Raw genomic sequence first — 14,516 nt, forward strand, 5'->3', positions numbered from 1 at the left:
TGAAGAAGCCGCCGACGATCTGCTGGCTCACCGACGCGATGATGAACAGCCCGACGCCGGAGCCGACGCCCCACTTGCTCACGATCTCGTCCATGAACAGGATGAGGATGCCGCCGACGAAGATCTGTGCGAAGATCAGCAGCTGGACTCCGAACGTGCCGATGCCGAGCGCGCTCGCGACCGCGTCGTCGGCCGGGAGGAAGCTCCCGGTGAACACCATCGGCGCCGCCGTCAGCGCCGAGACGATGATCACGAGCAGCTTCTGGAGGCCCTGGTAGAGGACCTGGTCACGCGGGTCGTTCTCCGTGTCGAGCCCGAGGAGGTTCGCACCGCCCAGCAGCTGGAGGACGATGGACGCCGTGACGATCGGTCCGATACCGACCTGTAACAACGACCCGGACGATCCGGCCAGCACCGACCGGAACTGTCCGAAGAAGTCCGACCCCTGCCCGACCGCCAACCCGAACGGGTTGATGTTGGTCAGGAAGAAGTAGACGATCAGGATTCCGGCCGTCCACGTGAGCTTCCGCTTGAACGGGACGTGCCCCGCGGGCCGCTCCACGACGGGCATCCGCGAGAGCACCGGTTCGGCGGCCTCCTTCCAGCTCATAACAATGCTGACTTGCCCGATGGCAAGTGAATTCCGATCCTGCCACAAGAGCGGCAGACCAGTGTCCTGATCGGAGCGTGAGAAACAGCCGTGGTTGACTCCTCCCACGACTAAACTCGCGGGGATCCAATCACCCGGCAGTGAACCGCCTTGAGGTCAAGCCCCGAAGCACTCGGCCCGCTCAGCCTGTAAGAGGGTGGGTACCTACGGCTAGCCTCGTGGAGGCTGAAGCTTTTTTACCGAGCGTGCGCTAATATGAATGCTGGTAGACGTCCACAGCAGTAGATCTGAGCAGTCCACGGCTGTGTGCGTGGGCAGCGTGGTGACGAAGACATGCTCGCAGTCCTCGGTGCTCGTGTTCTGTCTGCTGACAGGACACGAGCACCCTACCAGCGATCCTGAATAACTCAATCTCGCTTCTCTCAACAACCGTCGGCAGCTTGGGATTGAGTAGTTGACGCCGTACCTTTCTTCAAGATACTCTTGTGCGAGCGCCGGCGTCCACACCGGCGCGTCAGCGCCGATCTCTCCGGGTAATTCGTGGACTGTTTGCTCAACCTCTTGTTGCTGTTTTTCTGAGAGTTTTCGTCTTCGCCCAGGTCGGTGAGCACCTGTAACAGCTCGTGCAAGTGATTCGTCGGTATCGAGTCGGTTGAGCCAGTTATACATCGTTTTTCTCACTGTGTCGTACCACCCGGCAAGTTCGGTTTGCGTGACGCCGTTTTTGTACGCGATCGCAGCTAACAGCTGTTGGTCGGCCTGTTTCCCTCAACATTGTCAAGCGCTCCTGGAGTTCTTCGACGGAGATCTTGTTGAGGTGATCCATTACGGGAACATGTATCTGAATAAAAAATTCTACTGACAGGTATAATTGTAATGGAAAATTCGGGTGGATGCCGGCAAGAAATTATTTTCGAAGAACCCACTGCGGCCCGTCACAGGTTCAGTCTCCCCCAGCGAGTCTGACCACGTCTCGTATGAGAGGGAGTCACAAGCGTGTCGCCGTTGGTGGTCGTCAACGAAGATCTTTGTACTCTGTACCACACTCAGGACATGTCCGAAGGTCAAACACAGCGTTCGAATCGGTTGTCGTCTTCAGGACTTTCTCACAGTCTGCGCAGTTGAGACGCTCATACGTGTCCTTAAATATGTCATCGTCACGAAGCGCCTTTCGTGTGGACTTCATGTGGTTCTGTGATACCCAATATGGAACAAAAAGCCTATCATACAAGCCTCGAGGCGAACACACGGCTTGACCCTGACGGTGAGACGGAGGGGGTAGCGCAGACACGAAAGCGACGCAAACGTCCACGTTTCAGCCGGCGAATACTGTCTGTACAACGAGCCCTCTCAGGTACGAAGGTCGGGGGCAGAGATGGCAACACAAGGGAATTAGTAGCTACAATAACGCAGACCAAGATATAGGTGAGACAGATTGAGTAAACCAGCGGCTCGGGGTCGCGTTGATCTCGTTAAGATCGTGTTACTCGCGACACTAATTGTTGTGTTGACGGTGCTTGTCGCGGTAATACTATTTGAGTGACTGCCAACAGGGTGGAAACGATCAAGCGTCAGTGACCCGGGAAAGTGAGATAATCGCCCGGAGGTCCTCTCCGCGGAGGCGAACAGTTTCTGTGCGGGGCAGAAAAATAAGCCAGCCACCAGTGTGAGAGTTCGTGTACAACGGATCCCAAGCCTCACGGAGTTGATCAAAATCTCCCAACTCAGGCGCGAGAACGTTTTGCGTGTATTCAGAAAAGAACTGTCGGTCTGGAGGCCCATCCCGTCCGTGCTCAGCGACATCAAGGTACAACGCAGTTGCGTCATCAGTCCGTTCAACGGTCGTTGGCCGAAGGATTGTGCCGTCGGGGAGGGAAATTCGGTCATCGATGGTAGCTTCGATTGGCGTAATCTGGACAGTCGACCGGTACTCGGTGTTGTTAATGAAAAGCGCAGACAGCCCGGCAGGGGTAGCAGGGGTGGTAAGCTCATGCTGAACAGTTGAATTAGCAGGCAGATACACGGTGGCCTGCGTCAGCCGGACCGGCACGCCGTGTGACTCACCGCGAAGATCAAGCGTGCGAAACTGCTCGGAATCGGTCTGATTTTGGAGGGTAACAGTGACTGATAGATCCTCCCCGTACGTGACACAGGTTGGAAATGCGGCGGACAGGATTTTAACAGCGCGTGGAGACTTATCCTCGGCTCTGCCCCCAGAATACGGCTGTGGAGAGCCAGGACCAACTTGACTAGCTCTATTATTAGTAGAGTCGCGAGGGCACATATAGAGAGCTCAGTCGTTGTCGGCAGTTGGTAGGGAGACTTGCTGGTTTTCCCATTTCCGCCGCGTGATAAGTAGATCTTCGCCTTGTTCTGTGAGTGAATACATGTTTGTTCGTTCATCATACGTTCCTTTTGACACGTAGTCTTTCTCAACAAGTTGGTCCAGGTTTGGATAAAGACGCCCATGGTTTACTTCCGTCTGGTAATACTCTTCCAGCGCAGTCTTGATCGCTAACCCGTGCGGATCTTCTTTTCCCTCAATTATGTACAAGATATCTCGCTGGAATGCTGACAGCCCGTTCATCTGCTTCAACTGTATATAAATAGGATATTAAAAGTTTGTACGGACACATACATGTGAGATGGGGCATATTTGACAAGGAATTAAACAGCACCCCCCTATCACGGGCCGGGAACAGTTTCGGGAACGGAGAACGCGACGCGGAGTTGAATCACCAGTAAGACAATTGCGGTGACATGTAGCCCGCTCGCGGTCTGTGGGCGTTCCTCCGGAAGGGACTCGGCGAGTCCGGCCAGGCAGAATCCGACCGCCATGATGAGCGAACTGATCGAGTCCAAACTATTTGATCTGTCGAGGCGGCGTAACATAGCAGCGGGTTCGGTGAACTTCAGTTCCCGTCAGCTTAGTCAGCGCCCGTTCCCGTCGCCGTGTGAGACGCGGGGTGTCTCGTGTCAGTACTACCGTTGTCCCCGGACCCCACCTCAGCCGCCAACGTCTCCACGTTCGCGAACACGAAGCCGGCGAAGCCGACCCGGAGCAGCAGATCGAGATACTCCAGCGTGACCGCCGCGGTGAACGTATCGAGCAGCCCGGCGATACTGACCATCGCCCACGCGATCAACACGCCGAACGCGAACAGCGAGAGGTTCCGCGTCTTCTTGAAGAACAGCTCGCGGGCGGGCGGCTGCCGCGCGGCCGCCGTCGAGAGCGGGCCGAAGAACACGCCGAGGAGGACGAGGTACCCGACGAGGATCGCTCCGGTGCCGGCCAGCGCGAGCGGGCCCTCGAACACCTCCGCGAAGTCGTAGCCGAGCCGCATCGTCGCGGTGAGCGTGGTCACGCCGACCACGTAGCGCTGGCCCGCTCCCGAGACGAACGCCGCGAACCCGAACAGGAACGGGTAGGCGACGTAGTCGGTGAGGAGCTGGCCGCCCTCCAGCGTCCCGCCCGCGACCGCGAACGTCCCGACCCCGGCGCCCCACAGCCCGACGCCGACGCCCGCAATCGCGACGACCGCGACGAACGGGTAACAGTAGCGCCGCAGCGCCGCGGGCTTGCGGCGCGCCAGGCCGAACAACACGAGCGCGGAGACGGCGTAGACGCTCGCCGAGACGAACCGCACCGTCGACGGCTCGATCATCGGGTCACCTCCGCGTCGCCGGCGGCGCCGTTCGGTGGCGTCTCCGCCTCGACGGCGGCGTCCGTCGTCTCGCCGTCCGTCGCCGTTCCACCGTCCGTCGCCGTCCCGCCGTCCGCCACCGTCCCGACCTCGGTCGCCGTTCCGCGGTCTGTCACCGCCCCGGACGCGCCGGCGGGGGTCGCGCTCGGCGCCGCGCCCTCGGCCCGCGTCTCGAACTGGTCGAGCCGCTCGGTGAGCGAGGCGGTCCGCTCGGCGAGCGCGGTCGCCGTCTCGGCGAGGTCGCCGACCGTCTCGGCCGTGTCGTCGGCGGTCTCCGCCAGCGTCCGCGCGCGGTCGGCGGCGTCGGTGGCGGAACCGTGGACGGCCTCGACGCGGGCCGCGACCGACTCGATCCCCTCGGCGCCCTCGTCGGTCGCCCGCGCGATGTCGCCCATCGCGACGTCGACGTCCTCGACGGTCCCCGTCAGCTCCTCGATCGCCTCGCCCGCGGCCTCGACGGCCGCGGTCGTCTCGTCCAACTCGGTCATCGTCCGGTCCATCTCGCCGGCGACCGCCGACACGTCGTCGGTCACCTCGCCGATGGTCGCCTCGATCTCCGTGGTGGACTCGCGGGTCTCCTCGGCGAGCCCCTTCACCTCGTCGGCGACGACCGCGAAGCCGTCGCCGTCGCCGCCCGCCCGCGACGCCTCAATCGAGGCGTTCAGCGCGAGGATGTTGGTCTGGTCGGCGATGTCGGCGATCACGTCGGTCGTCTCCGCGACGCCGTCCATCCGATCGTCAAGGCCGGCGACGAGGTCGTCAAGGTCCTCAAGCAGGTCGGCGATCGCCGCGATCGCTTCGACCGCCTCGGTCGCGCGCTCCTCGCCTTTCTCGCCCAGCTCCGCCGCGGCGCTCGCGTCGCCGGCCACCTCGTCCGTGGTGGAGGCGATCTCCTCGACGGTCGCGGAGAAGTCGTCGGTGTCGGCAGCCGTCTCCCGTAACCGCTCGGTCTGCGCGTCCAGCTCGTCGGCCAGTTCGCGCATCTCGGCGGCCACCTCCTGGTTCATCGCGGCCACGTCGTCGGCCTCCGCGGCCATCTCCTCGCTCGTGGCCTCCACGTCGCCCGCGAACGCCTGGATGTCCTCAACCGTCGTCGAGAGCCCGCCGGTCATCTCGTTGTACGCGGCCGTGATGCGCTCGATCGCGTCGACGTCGCTGTCGGCGTCGAGCCGGCGCGAGAGGTCGCCCTCGGCCGCCCGCCATGGCGCCGCCGATCTCCTGGGCGCGGTCCAGGAGGGTGTCCGACAGCTCCTCGGCCTCCTCGCGGGCCGCCTCCGCCTTGGTCTGGGCCCGCTCGGACTCGGCGACCGCGTCCCGGAGCGACCGCCGCGTCTCGTCGAAGGCGCCGAACAGCCGCCCGATCTCGTCGCCGCGGTCGGAGCTCGCGCTCGCGTCGAACTCGCCGCGCCCGACCGCCTCCGCGGTCTCGGTCAGCCGCCGCAGCTCGACCGCGACGTTCCCGACTAAGACGATGCCTAACAGGCCGAGGTTCAGCGTAACGACGACGCCGACGCCGATCAGCGAGGCCGTCGCGGCTTCCGGCGTGCCGACCGTCGCCACGTGCCCCGCGAAGAGGGCGATGAAGCCGAGCGTCACGGCGAGCGTCCCGAGGACGGCCGCGCCGACGCGCCGGCCGTAACGCGCGGTAATTACGTTCAACATCTGTTGTCTGAGGAAACCAAACACCCCTACTTAGGATTAAAGTCGTAATTACTGAACACGATAATTACCGTGGGTGCCGGTGCTGGTGACCGCCGGATCGCCGGGCGGGAGCCGAGTAGCACAGACTGCCGTGCGACGGGTTCCGTGTCACGGGAGTAACACTCGATTTCGGTGGAATTTTTCTGTGCCACTCTGTCGGTTGTCGACATGGCGGAGGAGAACCAGTTTTCCGGGGAGTTGGCCGCGTTCTACGAGGCGACGCACGACCACGGGGACGTCGGCGACGAGTCGTTTTATCGCGACGCGGCCACGAACGCCGCCGGGCCGGTACTCGAAGGCGCCTGCGGAACCGGACGCCTCTACCTCGAATTCCTTCGCAACGGCGTCGACGCCGACGGCTTCGACATCTCGCCGGCAATGTTGAAGATCCTCCGGAAGAAGGCGGCCAGCGAGGGTTTGACGCCGACAGTGTGGGAGGCCGACCTGCGGTCGATTGGTGCCGACCGGTCGTACGCGCTGGCGCTGGTTCCCTACAACTCGATGTGTAGCCTTCGACGGGTCGACGACCAGCTCGCTGCGCTCGAGGCGTTTCACGACGTGCTCGAGCCCGGCGGCCGACTCCTGTTCGACGTGTACGTTCCCCGGTACGACGTCGTCGCCGAGGCGTTCGGCGAGTGGCAGGACGTTCGCGAGGTCGAACACGAGGGAACGCTGTTGAGAGGCCGTTCCCGTGCCGACATCGCCAATCAGGTGACCCAGACCTATCGCACGGAGCAGGAACTCCTCGATGCCGACGGGGAAGTTATCGCCCGCGACGAGTTCGTCCTCTCGCATCTTCCGGCTCAACAGGTCGAACTGCTGGCACGTCAGTCGCCGTTCGACCAGTGGTCGGTCCGGGGAGGTTTCGACGGCGAACCGCTTGCGGACGGCGACGGCGTCCAGGTCTGGGAGCTGCGGAAGTAATGACGGACGGGCGGCCGACAGTCAACGGTTCGTACCTGAAGCTCCGCCGGTGGGACACGCGCGCTCGCGGTTCAGTTCGGCCGCCGGAACCGCTCCGGACGGCGGCTGCGAGCCACCGGCGACCAAGGCGGGCGCGGGCTTTTCCCCGGGCCGCGCCACGGAACAGTATGCCCAGCGTCAGCGACACGTACATCGAGAACCGCCAGCGCGTCCAGCCCACCCACACGAACAACTACGCCTCGGCGCACGGGGGCAACGTCGTCAAGTGGATGGACGAGATCGGCGCGATGTCCGCGATGCGCGCCGCGGGCGAGACCTGCGTCACGGCCAAGATCAACGCGCTCGACTTCAAGCGGCCCGTCCCGCAGGGCGACACCTGCGTCATCGAGTCGTACGTGTACGCGGTCGGGCGCACGAGCCTCCGGACGCGGATCCGCGCGTATCGCGAGTCCCCGCGCACGGGCGAGCGCGAACTGACGACGGAGTCGTACTTCGTGTTCGTCGCCGTCGACGAAGACGGGAACCCGACGCCCGTCCCCGAACTCGAGGTCGCGGGCGAGCGCTGCCGCGAGCTCCGCGACGAGGCGCTGGCCGCGGAGCCGGACGAGGATCGGTAGGTCAGTAGTCGCCCAAGACGCCGAGCCGCCGTGCCCGCCCCGTCGCGTACTGGAAGACGAGGTAGCCGCCGACTAAGTAGCCGACCGCGACCGCGACCAGCAGCGCGAGGTCCGCGAGCGGGAACTCCCACAGCCGCACGCCGTCGACCATCACGCGCTGGAGCATGGCGCTGCCGTGCGCCAAGGGGAGCACGCGCGTCCACGGCAGGTCGAAGACGGGCGCCGAAATCAGCGCGACGAACCCGAACTGGAGTAAGTTGAGCCAGTTGCCGATCCGCTTGTACAGCACCGTCACGCCGCCCGCGGCGAAGCCGAGCCCGAGCACCGAGACGATCGACAGCCCCGCGACGACGACCACGGTCACCGGCGCGAGGCTGAGCCGCGTCCCGGTCGCGAGGAGCATCACCGCGAGGATCACGGCGCTGGTGAGGAACGTCCGTATCACCTTCGCGACCCCCTTCAGCAGCGCGACGGGCGCGAAGCCGAACGGGGTGGTGATGTGGCGTTCGAGGGTCCCCCACTGCACCTCGCTACCGATGTCGTTCGACACCGACGAGTACGCGCCCACCGACAGCGTCCACAGGAAGTAGCCGACGACGATCCCCTCGATCGAGTCCGCGAGCGCCTGCCCCGCGAGCAGCTGGCCGCCGAGGAACAGCGCGGCGAAGAAGAACAGCGACACCACGATCCCCCCGATCGCGTTGGCCGGATACCGCACGAAGATCAGGAACTCCCGGTAGAGGACCGCCCGCGCGAGGTGGTAGTAGGTGGCCGGTCGAGGGTCGTCGTCGGCCCCGGACGCCGTCGCCGTCGACGCGTCTGCGGGCGGCGCGTCCCCGCTCACTGGGACGCACCCCCGAGCCCGGTCCCGGTGCGTTCGAGGAACACCTCTTCGAGGTCGGGCTGGACCGTCCGGATGTCCGAGACGGTGACGCCGGCCGCCCGGAGCGCGTCGGTCAGCTCGTACAGCCGGTCGCCGCCCGCAGCCACCGTCACCGCGGGCGGCTGCGCGTCGCGGTCGACGCCGACGATTTCGAACCGTTCGCGCAGCCCGCCGACCGTCTCCGCGTCGAGGTCCGGGCTGGCCACCCGCACCGAGTCGCTCTCGGCGGCGCCCAGCAGCGCCTCGACGGTGTCGTCCGCGACGATCCGGCCGTTCGAGAGCATGACGACGCGGTCGCACACCGCCTCGATCGTCGTCATGTCGTGGCTGCTGACGACGATGGTGAGCCCCTCCTCGGCCGCGAGCCGGCGCAGCTCCGCCCGGAGCGTCCGCGCGCTCTCGACGTCGAGCCCGAGCGTCGGTTCGTCAAGGAAGACCAGCTCGGCGCCGCCCGCCAGCACGCTCGCGAGCGACACCTTCTGTTTCATCCCCCGGGAGAGGTCACGGACCGGCGTGTCCGCCTTGTCGGCGAGGTCGAGGCGGTCGAGCAGGCGTTCGTGGCGCGCCGCCACGGAGTCCGGGTCGACGCCGCTGATCGTCGCGAAGTAGCGGAGGTTCTCGCGAACCGTGAGTCGCCAGTAGTCGTTGCGCGCGCCCTCCAGCATCGCGTCCACGTCGGCGTAGGCCGCCCGGCGGCCGTCGCGCACGTCGGTGCCGAACACCCGGACAGAGCCCGCGTCGGGGATGACGATGCCGAGGGCGCACTTGATCAGCGTCGTCTTGCCGGCGCCGTTCGGGCCGAGCAGGCCGACCACCGACCCGCGCTCGACGGAGAGGCTCACGTCGTCGACGGCGACGACCGCGTCGTCGCCCTCGCCGAACCGCTTCGTGAGCCCCTCGACCGCGAGGGCCGGCGGGCCCGCGCTCGCTCCGTCCGCGTTCGCCTCGTCGCCGCCGCCCTGCGTCGCGTCGCGCTCTCGGGGACCACCGCGCGCGCTCGTCGCGCTCCGTGCCATTGAGTCGAATAGGGGCCGAGCAGGGATATATCCCCTCTCGGAACCCATCGTACGCATGGACCTCGACCGCTTCGCCGCGGACGCCCCGGACGACGACGCGCCCGGCGACGCCCGCGTCTGCGTCGTCGCGACCCAGCCGGAGACGTTCGAGCGCTGCCGCGCCGGCTTCTACCCGGCGCCGCGCTCGTACGACCGCACCCGCGCCGACTTCAAGTTCATGGCCTTCTACCGCACCGCGCCGGTGTCGGCGGTCACCCACTACGCCCGCGTCGTCGACCGCACCGAACAGGCGCGCGGCGACCCCGGACCGATGGACGAGGACGACTGGGCGGCGCTCATCGATCCGTTCTCGGAGGAGCGCGTCGTGGTCGTCTTCGCGTTCGACGACCTCGTGCCGCTCGATAGCCCAGTCGAGAACGACCTGAACGGCGTGCGCGGCGCGTGGTACTGTACCGTCGCCGACCTGCGTGAGGCGGGAACGCTGTCGGGGCTCCGTGAGTTGGCCGAGACGTGACCACCCGGTCAATTCGAGTGGCGCTGTCGAAATCACAACGACTGCTGCCGTCGAAAAGCGATACTGACAACTGGACGCGTCTCTTGCGTGCGCCCCACCCGTGGGTTCACGCAGGTCGGTGCGCTCGGCATGGGAGGCCTCCCAATTACCCAGTACGGCTAGCGCGATCCACGGTCCGGGCTCTCGCCGAGGTGGTCGTTCGCCTCCGCCGAGACGCCCGCTAGTTCGTCGGCGAGTTCGCGGGTTCGTTGGGCGCGCCGGCGGTACCCCTCGGCCGGCTCCTCGCTGGTAACCGCTTGTTCGATGACGAGTTTCTCCGCGTCGACGCTGGCGACGGCGTCCAGCGCTTCGGGCGCCGTCGCCGCGTGCTCGGGGTGGAGACACGCGAACAGCGTTTCCAGCGAGTCGACGAGCCGGTGGCTCGGCCGGTTGAACAGGGCGTTGCCGTCGACGGCGTAGACCCGCCCGCCCGCGACCGCCGCGAGGTCATCGAACCCCGGCCGGTCGGCGAGGTCCCCGACCGCGTCGACGGCGCGGTCGCGGGCGAAGCCACAGGGCGCGACGACGAGCGCGTCCGGGTCGAACTCGCGCACGTCCGCCCACGCGACCGGCTCGGAGGGGCCGTCGGGCTGGAAGGCGGGGTCGCCGCCCGCGATTTCGACCATGTCGCGCACCCAGTGGCCCGCGCGGATCGGCGGGTAGGTCCAGTCGAGAACGGCGACGCGAGGGCGCCCCTCCTCGGCGACCGCGCGCTCGGCGCGCTCGCGGACCGCGTCAACGCGCTCGCGGAGGTCGGCTCGGAGGTCGCTCGCGGCCGCCGCCTCGCCGACCGCGGTGCCGACCCGTTCCACGTCGTCGAGCGCGTCGCGGAAGGAGTGCGGGTCCAGAGCCAGCACCTCGGGCGCGGGGTCGAGGCGCGCGGCGGCCGCCCGGACCTCGCTCGCGTCGACGGCGCAGACGTCGCAGGTCGCCTGCGTGACCAGGAGGTCGGGATCGAGCGCCGCGAGGCGGTCCTCGTCGAGGTCGTACACGGCGCCGTCGACCTCGCGCATCTGTTCGTCGATGTCGGCGGCCGAGCGGTTCTCGTGGGCGACGACCGTACTCGTCAGCGTCGGCAGGTCGCGGGCGGCGGGCGGGTGGTCGCAGCTGTGCGAGACGCCGACCGGTTCGACACCGAGCGCGAACAGCGTCTCCGTAGCGGAGGGGAGCAGCGAGGCGACGCGCATGGCCGAACGGACGCGCTCGACGGGGAAAAACGAGGGGGCCGGCCGCGGCTACCGGGCGGGGAGCCACGCGAGAACGGGCCGGACGACGACGTACGCGGCGTACAGCAGGGCGCCGAACGCCAGCAGGAACGACGCCGACCGGAACCACGCCGCGGTCCGGGTCGGGGCGAGGGTGTTGATGAGCGTGACCGCGAGCAGCGTGCTCAGGAGGACGAACCGCGCGTCGCGTCGGTCCATGGACGGGCGTGGGACGAGGCGGGTGAAATCGGCGGCGGTTCGAGGCGAGGGCGAGGCCTACCCCGTGACGACGCCGGCGGTCGCCGCGGCGTACGCGGCCGCGAGGTCGCCGTTCGGCAGCGCGTCGAGCGCCGCCGCACACCCCCACCGGGTCCGGTCGCGCCGCTCACCGGCCGGCAGCTTGTTCGACGCCACCGTCTTCGCGGTGTTGAGGGTCGCCCGCGCGGTGTCGGTGTCGCCGCGCTCGGCGGCCGCGCGGGCCGCCGCGAGCAGTTGGCCGAGGCTCGCGCGCACGTCGTGGGGCACCTCGTCGGGATCGGTCATGGGTCGGTCGCCCCCGGCTCGGCGCCGCCGTCGGGCGCCGAGTCGCCCGCCAGCGTCGCGAAGACGAACTCGGTGCTGCTCCCCAGGGGGTCGGTCGCGGTCCGCGTCTCGATGTCGGCGAACCCCGCCGCGCGCAGCTGGTCGAGCGTGCGCTCGCGGCCGGGCGCAGAGAAGAACATCTCCCCGCCCATCCAGCCGCGCCGCACCGTCTCGAAGCGGCCGCTCGGCAGCGTCGCGAGGAGCCGGCCACCCGGGCGCAGGACGCGCGCGAACTCGTCGTACACCGTCGGGTGGCGCTCGCGCTCGACGTGAAACACCGCGTGGTAGGCCGTGATCGCGTCGAAGCGGTCGGCAGCGAACGGGAGCGCGGACATCTCGCCGTGGACGAGCCGCGCGTCGGGGACGGTCTCGCCGGCGAGGTCGAGCCCGCGGCGCGAGACGTCGAGCCCGACGCTGCCCGGCGGGAGGTTCGCCAGGGTGCGGGCGCCGTCGCCGCAGCCGACATCGAGGACGAGCGGGTCGTCGCCGTCGGTCGCGACCCGCGGGTCGCTCGCCAGCGCGTCGCACAGGTCGTCGATCAGCGCCGCGTCCGAGCCGTCCGGGTCGCGCCGAGCGGCGTACGTCTCGGCGACCGCGTCCCACGCGCGGCGCACCTCGTTTCGGTCCATACGGACGCGACGGGCGCGAGCGACATGATTGCTCGGGCGGATCGGCGACTCGCCGGCCTGCCGCTCGCGACGGCCGCGCCGAGCGGGGAGCCGGCGGTCGGGAATTTATCCCGGCGGGCCGCGAGGGCGACGCATGGAGATTCTCCACACCTGCCTGAACGTGGCGGACGCGGACCGGACCGCCGACTGGTACGTCGACGAGCTCGGCTTCGAGCGCTCGTGGGAGTTCACGGTCGCCGACGGCGACACTCGCAACGTGTACGTCGCCGACGGGAACGGCGTCGAGTTCCAGCTGTCGGACACGCCCGGCGAGGAGCCGAGCGCGGACGGCGACCGCTACGACCACGTCGCCGTCGGCGTCGACGACGTGGACGCTGCGTTCGCGGACCTCGATCACCACGGCGTCGTGGAGGCGCCGACCGACCACCCGGAGGCCGGCGCGCGCGTCGCCTTCGTGAAGGACCCCGACGGCCACGTCGTCGAGCTGATCGAGCCGCTCTGAACGGCCCTCTCTGGGGTTCCGAAAAAGAGCGAGAGTGCGTTAGCCGTCGGCGCGGCGGACCGCGACAACGACGAGCAGCGCGACCGCGCCGAGCGTCGGGAACGAGAACAGCTACAACTCTTCGACCGGCGACGCCGCTCACGGGACGGCGACGCGCGAAAGAAACGTCAGGGTTCGAGGCGGGGTCGTGCCCGACCGCGTCAGTCGTCGGCCGGGACGCGCGGCTCCGCCGGGGGCTCGGACTCCTCCGTCTCGCCCGCCGGCTCGTCGACCGCGTCGACGTCGGGGGTGTCGTCGAGCTCAGCCGCCTCCTCGGACCGGTGACGCGCCTGGACCTCCTCCCAGGTCATCGCCTCGTCGTAATGGTGGCACATGACAACTACCCACACGAGTTGGAGGCTTCTAAAAGTTGCGACGGATCTGTCGAAAGAGGGCCTCTGAGCCGGCCTACGCGCCCTCGTGCGGTTTGACCAGCACCTTGATCGCCTCCCGCTCGTCCATCATGCGGTACCCCTCGGCGACGTCGTCGAGACCGACCGTCTCGGTGAAGATCGGCGCGGGGTCGAGCGTTCCCTGAAGCACGTCCGCCATCAGCTCCTCGGCGTACGCGCGGACGGGGGCGACGCCGCCCGCGAGCGTCACGTTCTGCCCGAACATGCCGAACACGTCGAGGCCCTCGTCTTCGACACCGTAGGGCACGCCGACGTACCCGATCGTGCCGCCGGGGCGGACCGCATCGATAGCGGTGTTCATCGCGCTCGCGGCGCCGACGCACTCCATCACGTGGTTCGGCCCGCCGTGGGTGAGCTCGCGGATCCGCTCGACGGCGGCCTCGCCCCGCTCGGAGACGGTCTCGGTGGCGCCGAACTCCTCGGCGAGGTGGAGTCGGTCCTCGTGGTGCCCGACGGCGACGATCCGCTCCGCGCCGAGTCGGCGCGCGGCGAGGACGCCGCAGAGCCCGACCGCGCCGTCGCCGATGACGGCCACGGTCGACCCCTCGTCGACGCCCGCGCTGACGGCCGCGTGGTGGCCGGTGCCCATCACGTCCGTGAGCGGGAGCAGCGAGCGGAGCGTGTCCTCGTCGTCGGCGTACCGGTCGGGCACGCGGACGAGCGTGCCGTCGGCGTGGGTCGAGCGGACGTACTCGCCCTGGCCGCCGCCGTTGTCGCCGCCCCACGAGTCGCCGTTCTCGCAGGAGGTGTGGAGCCCCTTCCGGCAGAACTCGCACTCACCGCAGGAGATCGCGAAGGGGGCGAGCACGCGGTCGCCGGGCGCGACCGAGGTCACGTCGTCGCCCACTTCCTCGACGATCCCCATCGGCTCGTGGCCGACCGGGGAGCCCGCGTCGCGGTCGCTGTCCCCGCGGTAGAACCAGAGGTCCGAGCCGCAGATCGCGGTGTGGGTGACGCGGACGATCGCATCCGTCGGGGAGTCGATCTCGGGTCGCGGTCGCTCTTCGACGCCGATCTCGCCGGGGCCGTGGAAGACGGCTGCGCGCATAGGGATTGCTACCGTCGCGTGCGGCAAAAATGAGCGGGTGTCGGAAGCCGAACCGAACGGGACCCGATCGACCGATCGCCGGGGCCGTTC

General features: G+C 67.7%; 15 protein-coding genes and 3 pseudogenes. 4 read left to right on the plus strand and 14 right to left on the minus strand.

Features of this window, described 5'->3' with window-relative positions:
* From DVK06_RS10665 to DVK06_RS10690, 6 genes and pseudogenes are all read right to left on the minus strand, one after another.
* Positions 1–610: pseudogene (locus DVK06_RS10665) on the minus strand (preprotein translocase subunit SecY); the annotation flags it as partial.
* A 402-nt stretch (positions 611–1,012) separates the two neighbouring features.
* Positions 1,013–1,436 (minus strand): annotated as a pseudogene (locus DVK06_RS10670) (helix-turn-helix domain-containing protein); the annotation flags it as partial.
* 189 nt (positions 1,437–1,625) lie between these two features.
* Positions 1,626–1,796, minus strand: coding sequence for an HVO_0758 family zinc finger protein (locus DVK06_RS19670; protein ID WP_303646265.1), 171 nt, complete (start codon positions 1,794–1,796; stop codon positions 1,626–1,628).
* Between the two features lie 1,107 nt (positions 1,797–2,903).
* On the minus strand, positions 2,904–3,197 hold the full coding sequence (locus tag DVK06_RS10675; RefSeq protein ID WP_121600256.1) for a PadR family transcriptional regulator: 294 nt from the start codon (positions 3,195–3,197) through the stop codon (positions 2,904–2,906).
* A gap of 340 nt (positions 3,198–3,537) precedes the next feature.
* Complete coding sequence (locus DVK06_RS10685; RefSeq protein WP_121600258.1) at positions 3,538–4,275, minus strand: bacteriorhodopsin; 738 nt, start codon at positions 4,273–4,275, stop codon at positions 3,538–3,540.
* A pseudogene (locus DVK06_RS10690) lies at positions 4,272–5,976 on the minus strand (methyl-accepting chemotaxis protein). Before DVK06_RS10690 ends, DVK06_RS10685 begins: the two are co-directional and overlap by 4 nt.
* 207 nt (positions 5,977–6,183) lie before the next feature.
* Between DVK06_RS10690 and DVK06_RS10695 the strand changes: the two are divergent.
* Together DVK06_RS10695 and DVK06_RS10700 are read left to right on the plus strand one after the other, a co-directional pair.
* Complete coding sequence (locus tag DVK06_RS10695; protein ID WP_121600259.1) at positions 6,184–6,939, plus strand: class I SAM-dependent methyltransferase; 756 nt, start codon at positions 6,184–6,186, stop codon at positions 6,937–6,939.
* A gap of 167 nt (positions 6,940–7,106) precedes the next feature.
* On the plus strand, positions 7,107–7,556 hold the full coding sequence (locus DVK06_RS10700; protein WP_121600260.1) for an acyl-CoA thioesterase: 450 nt from the start codon (positions 7,107–7,109) through the stop codon (positions 7,554–7,556).
* A 1-nt stretch (position 7,557) separates the two neighbouring features.
* Here DVK06_RS10700 and DVK06_RS10705 read toward each other — a convergent pair whose 3' ends face one another.
* Both DVK06_RS10705 and DVK06_RS10710 read right to left on the minus strand, forming a co-directional pair.
* Positions 7,558–8,400, minus strand: a complete 843-nt coding sequence (locus DVK06_RS10705; protein WP_121600261.1) for an ABC transporter permease — start codon at positions 8,398–8,400, stop codon at positions 7,558–7,560.
* Positions 8,397–9,455, minus strand: coding sequence for an ABC transporter ATP-binding protein (locus DVK06_RS10710; protein WP_121600262.1), 1,059 nt, complete (start codon positions 9,453–9,455; stop codon positions 8,397–8,399). Before DVK06_RS10710 ends, DVK06_RS10705 begins: the two co-directional genes overlap by 4 nt.
* Before the next feature lie 55 nt (positions 9,456–9,510).
* On the opposite strand from DVK06_RS10710, the gene DVK06_RS10715 reads away from it, so the two are divergent.
* Positions 9,511–9,969, plus strand: coding sequence for a hypothetical protein (locus DVK06_RS10715; protein ID WP_121600263.1), 459 nt, complete (start codon positions 9,511–9,513; stop codon positions 9,967–9,969).
* A 158-nt stretch (positions 9,970–10,127) separates the two neighbouring features.
* Here the strand turns inward: DVK06_RS10715 and DVK06_RS10720 are convergent, their stop codons facing one another.
* The 4 genes from DVK06_RS10720 to DVK06_RS10735 are packed head-to-tail and all read right to left on the minus strand — an operon-like array spanning position 10,128 to position 12,424.
* Positions 10,128–11,195: an ABC transporter substrate-binding protein gene (locus tag DVK06_RS10720; RefSeq protein WP_121600264.1), complete on the minus strand. Its 1,068-nt coding sequence runs from the start codon at positions 11,193–11,195 to the stop codon at positions 10,128–10,130.
* Between the two features lie 48 nt (positions 11,196–11,243).
* Complete coding sequence (locus DVK06_RS10725) at positions 11,244–11,432, minus strand: hypothetical protein (RefSeq protein ID WP_121600265.1); 189 nt, start codon at positions 11,430–11,432, stop codon at positions 11,244–11,246.
* A gap of 57 nt (positions 11,433–11,489) precedes the next feature.
* Positions 11,490–11,756, minus strand: coding sequence for a hypothetical protein (locus DVK06_RS10730; protein ID WP_121600266.1), 267 nt, complete (start codon positions 11,754–11,756; stop codon positions 11,490–11,492).
* A complete protein-coding gene (locus DVK06_RS10735) occupies positions 11,753–12,424 on the minus strand; it encodes a class I SAM-dependent methyltransferase (protein WP_121600267.1) in 672 nt (223 codons plus the stop codon). Before DVK06_RS10735 ends, DVK06_RS10730 begins: the two co-directional genes overlap by 4 nt.
* A 133-nt stretch (positions 12,425–12,557) precedes the next feature.
* Between DVK06_RS10735 and DVK06_RS10740 the strand changes: the two genes are divergently transcribed.
* Complete coding sequence (locus DVK06_RS10740) at positions 12,558–12,926, plus strand: VOC family protein (RefSeq protein ID WP_121600268.1); 369 nt, start codon at positions 12,558–12,560, stop codon at positions 12,924–12,926.
* A 200-nt stretch (positions 12,927–13,126) separates the two neighbouring features.
* Here DVK06_RS10740 and DVK06_RS18960 read toward each other — a convergent pair whose 3' ends face one another.
* Entirely contained in the window at positions 13,127–13,300 is a 174-nt protein-coding gene (locus DVK06_RS18960) for a hypothetical protein (RefSeq protein ID WP_199718634.1), read from the minus strand.
* Between the two features lie 73 nt (positions 13,301–13,373).
* Positions 13,374–14,426: a zinc-dependent alcohol dehydrogenase family protein gene (locus DVK06_RS10745; protein ID WP_121600269.1), complete on the minus strand. Its 1,053-nt coding sequence runs from the start codon at positions 14,424–14,426 to the stop codon at positions 13,374–13,376.
* Between the last annotated feature and the right edge of the window lie 90 nt (positions 14,427–14,516).

Origin of the sequence: Halorubrum sp. Atlit-28R (assembly GCF_003665955.1) — an archaeon.
Taxonomy (GTDB): Archaea; Halobacteriota; Halobacteria; order Halobacteriales; family Haloferacaceae; genus Halorubrum; species Halorubrum tropicale.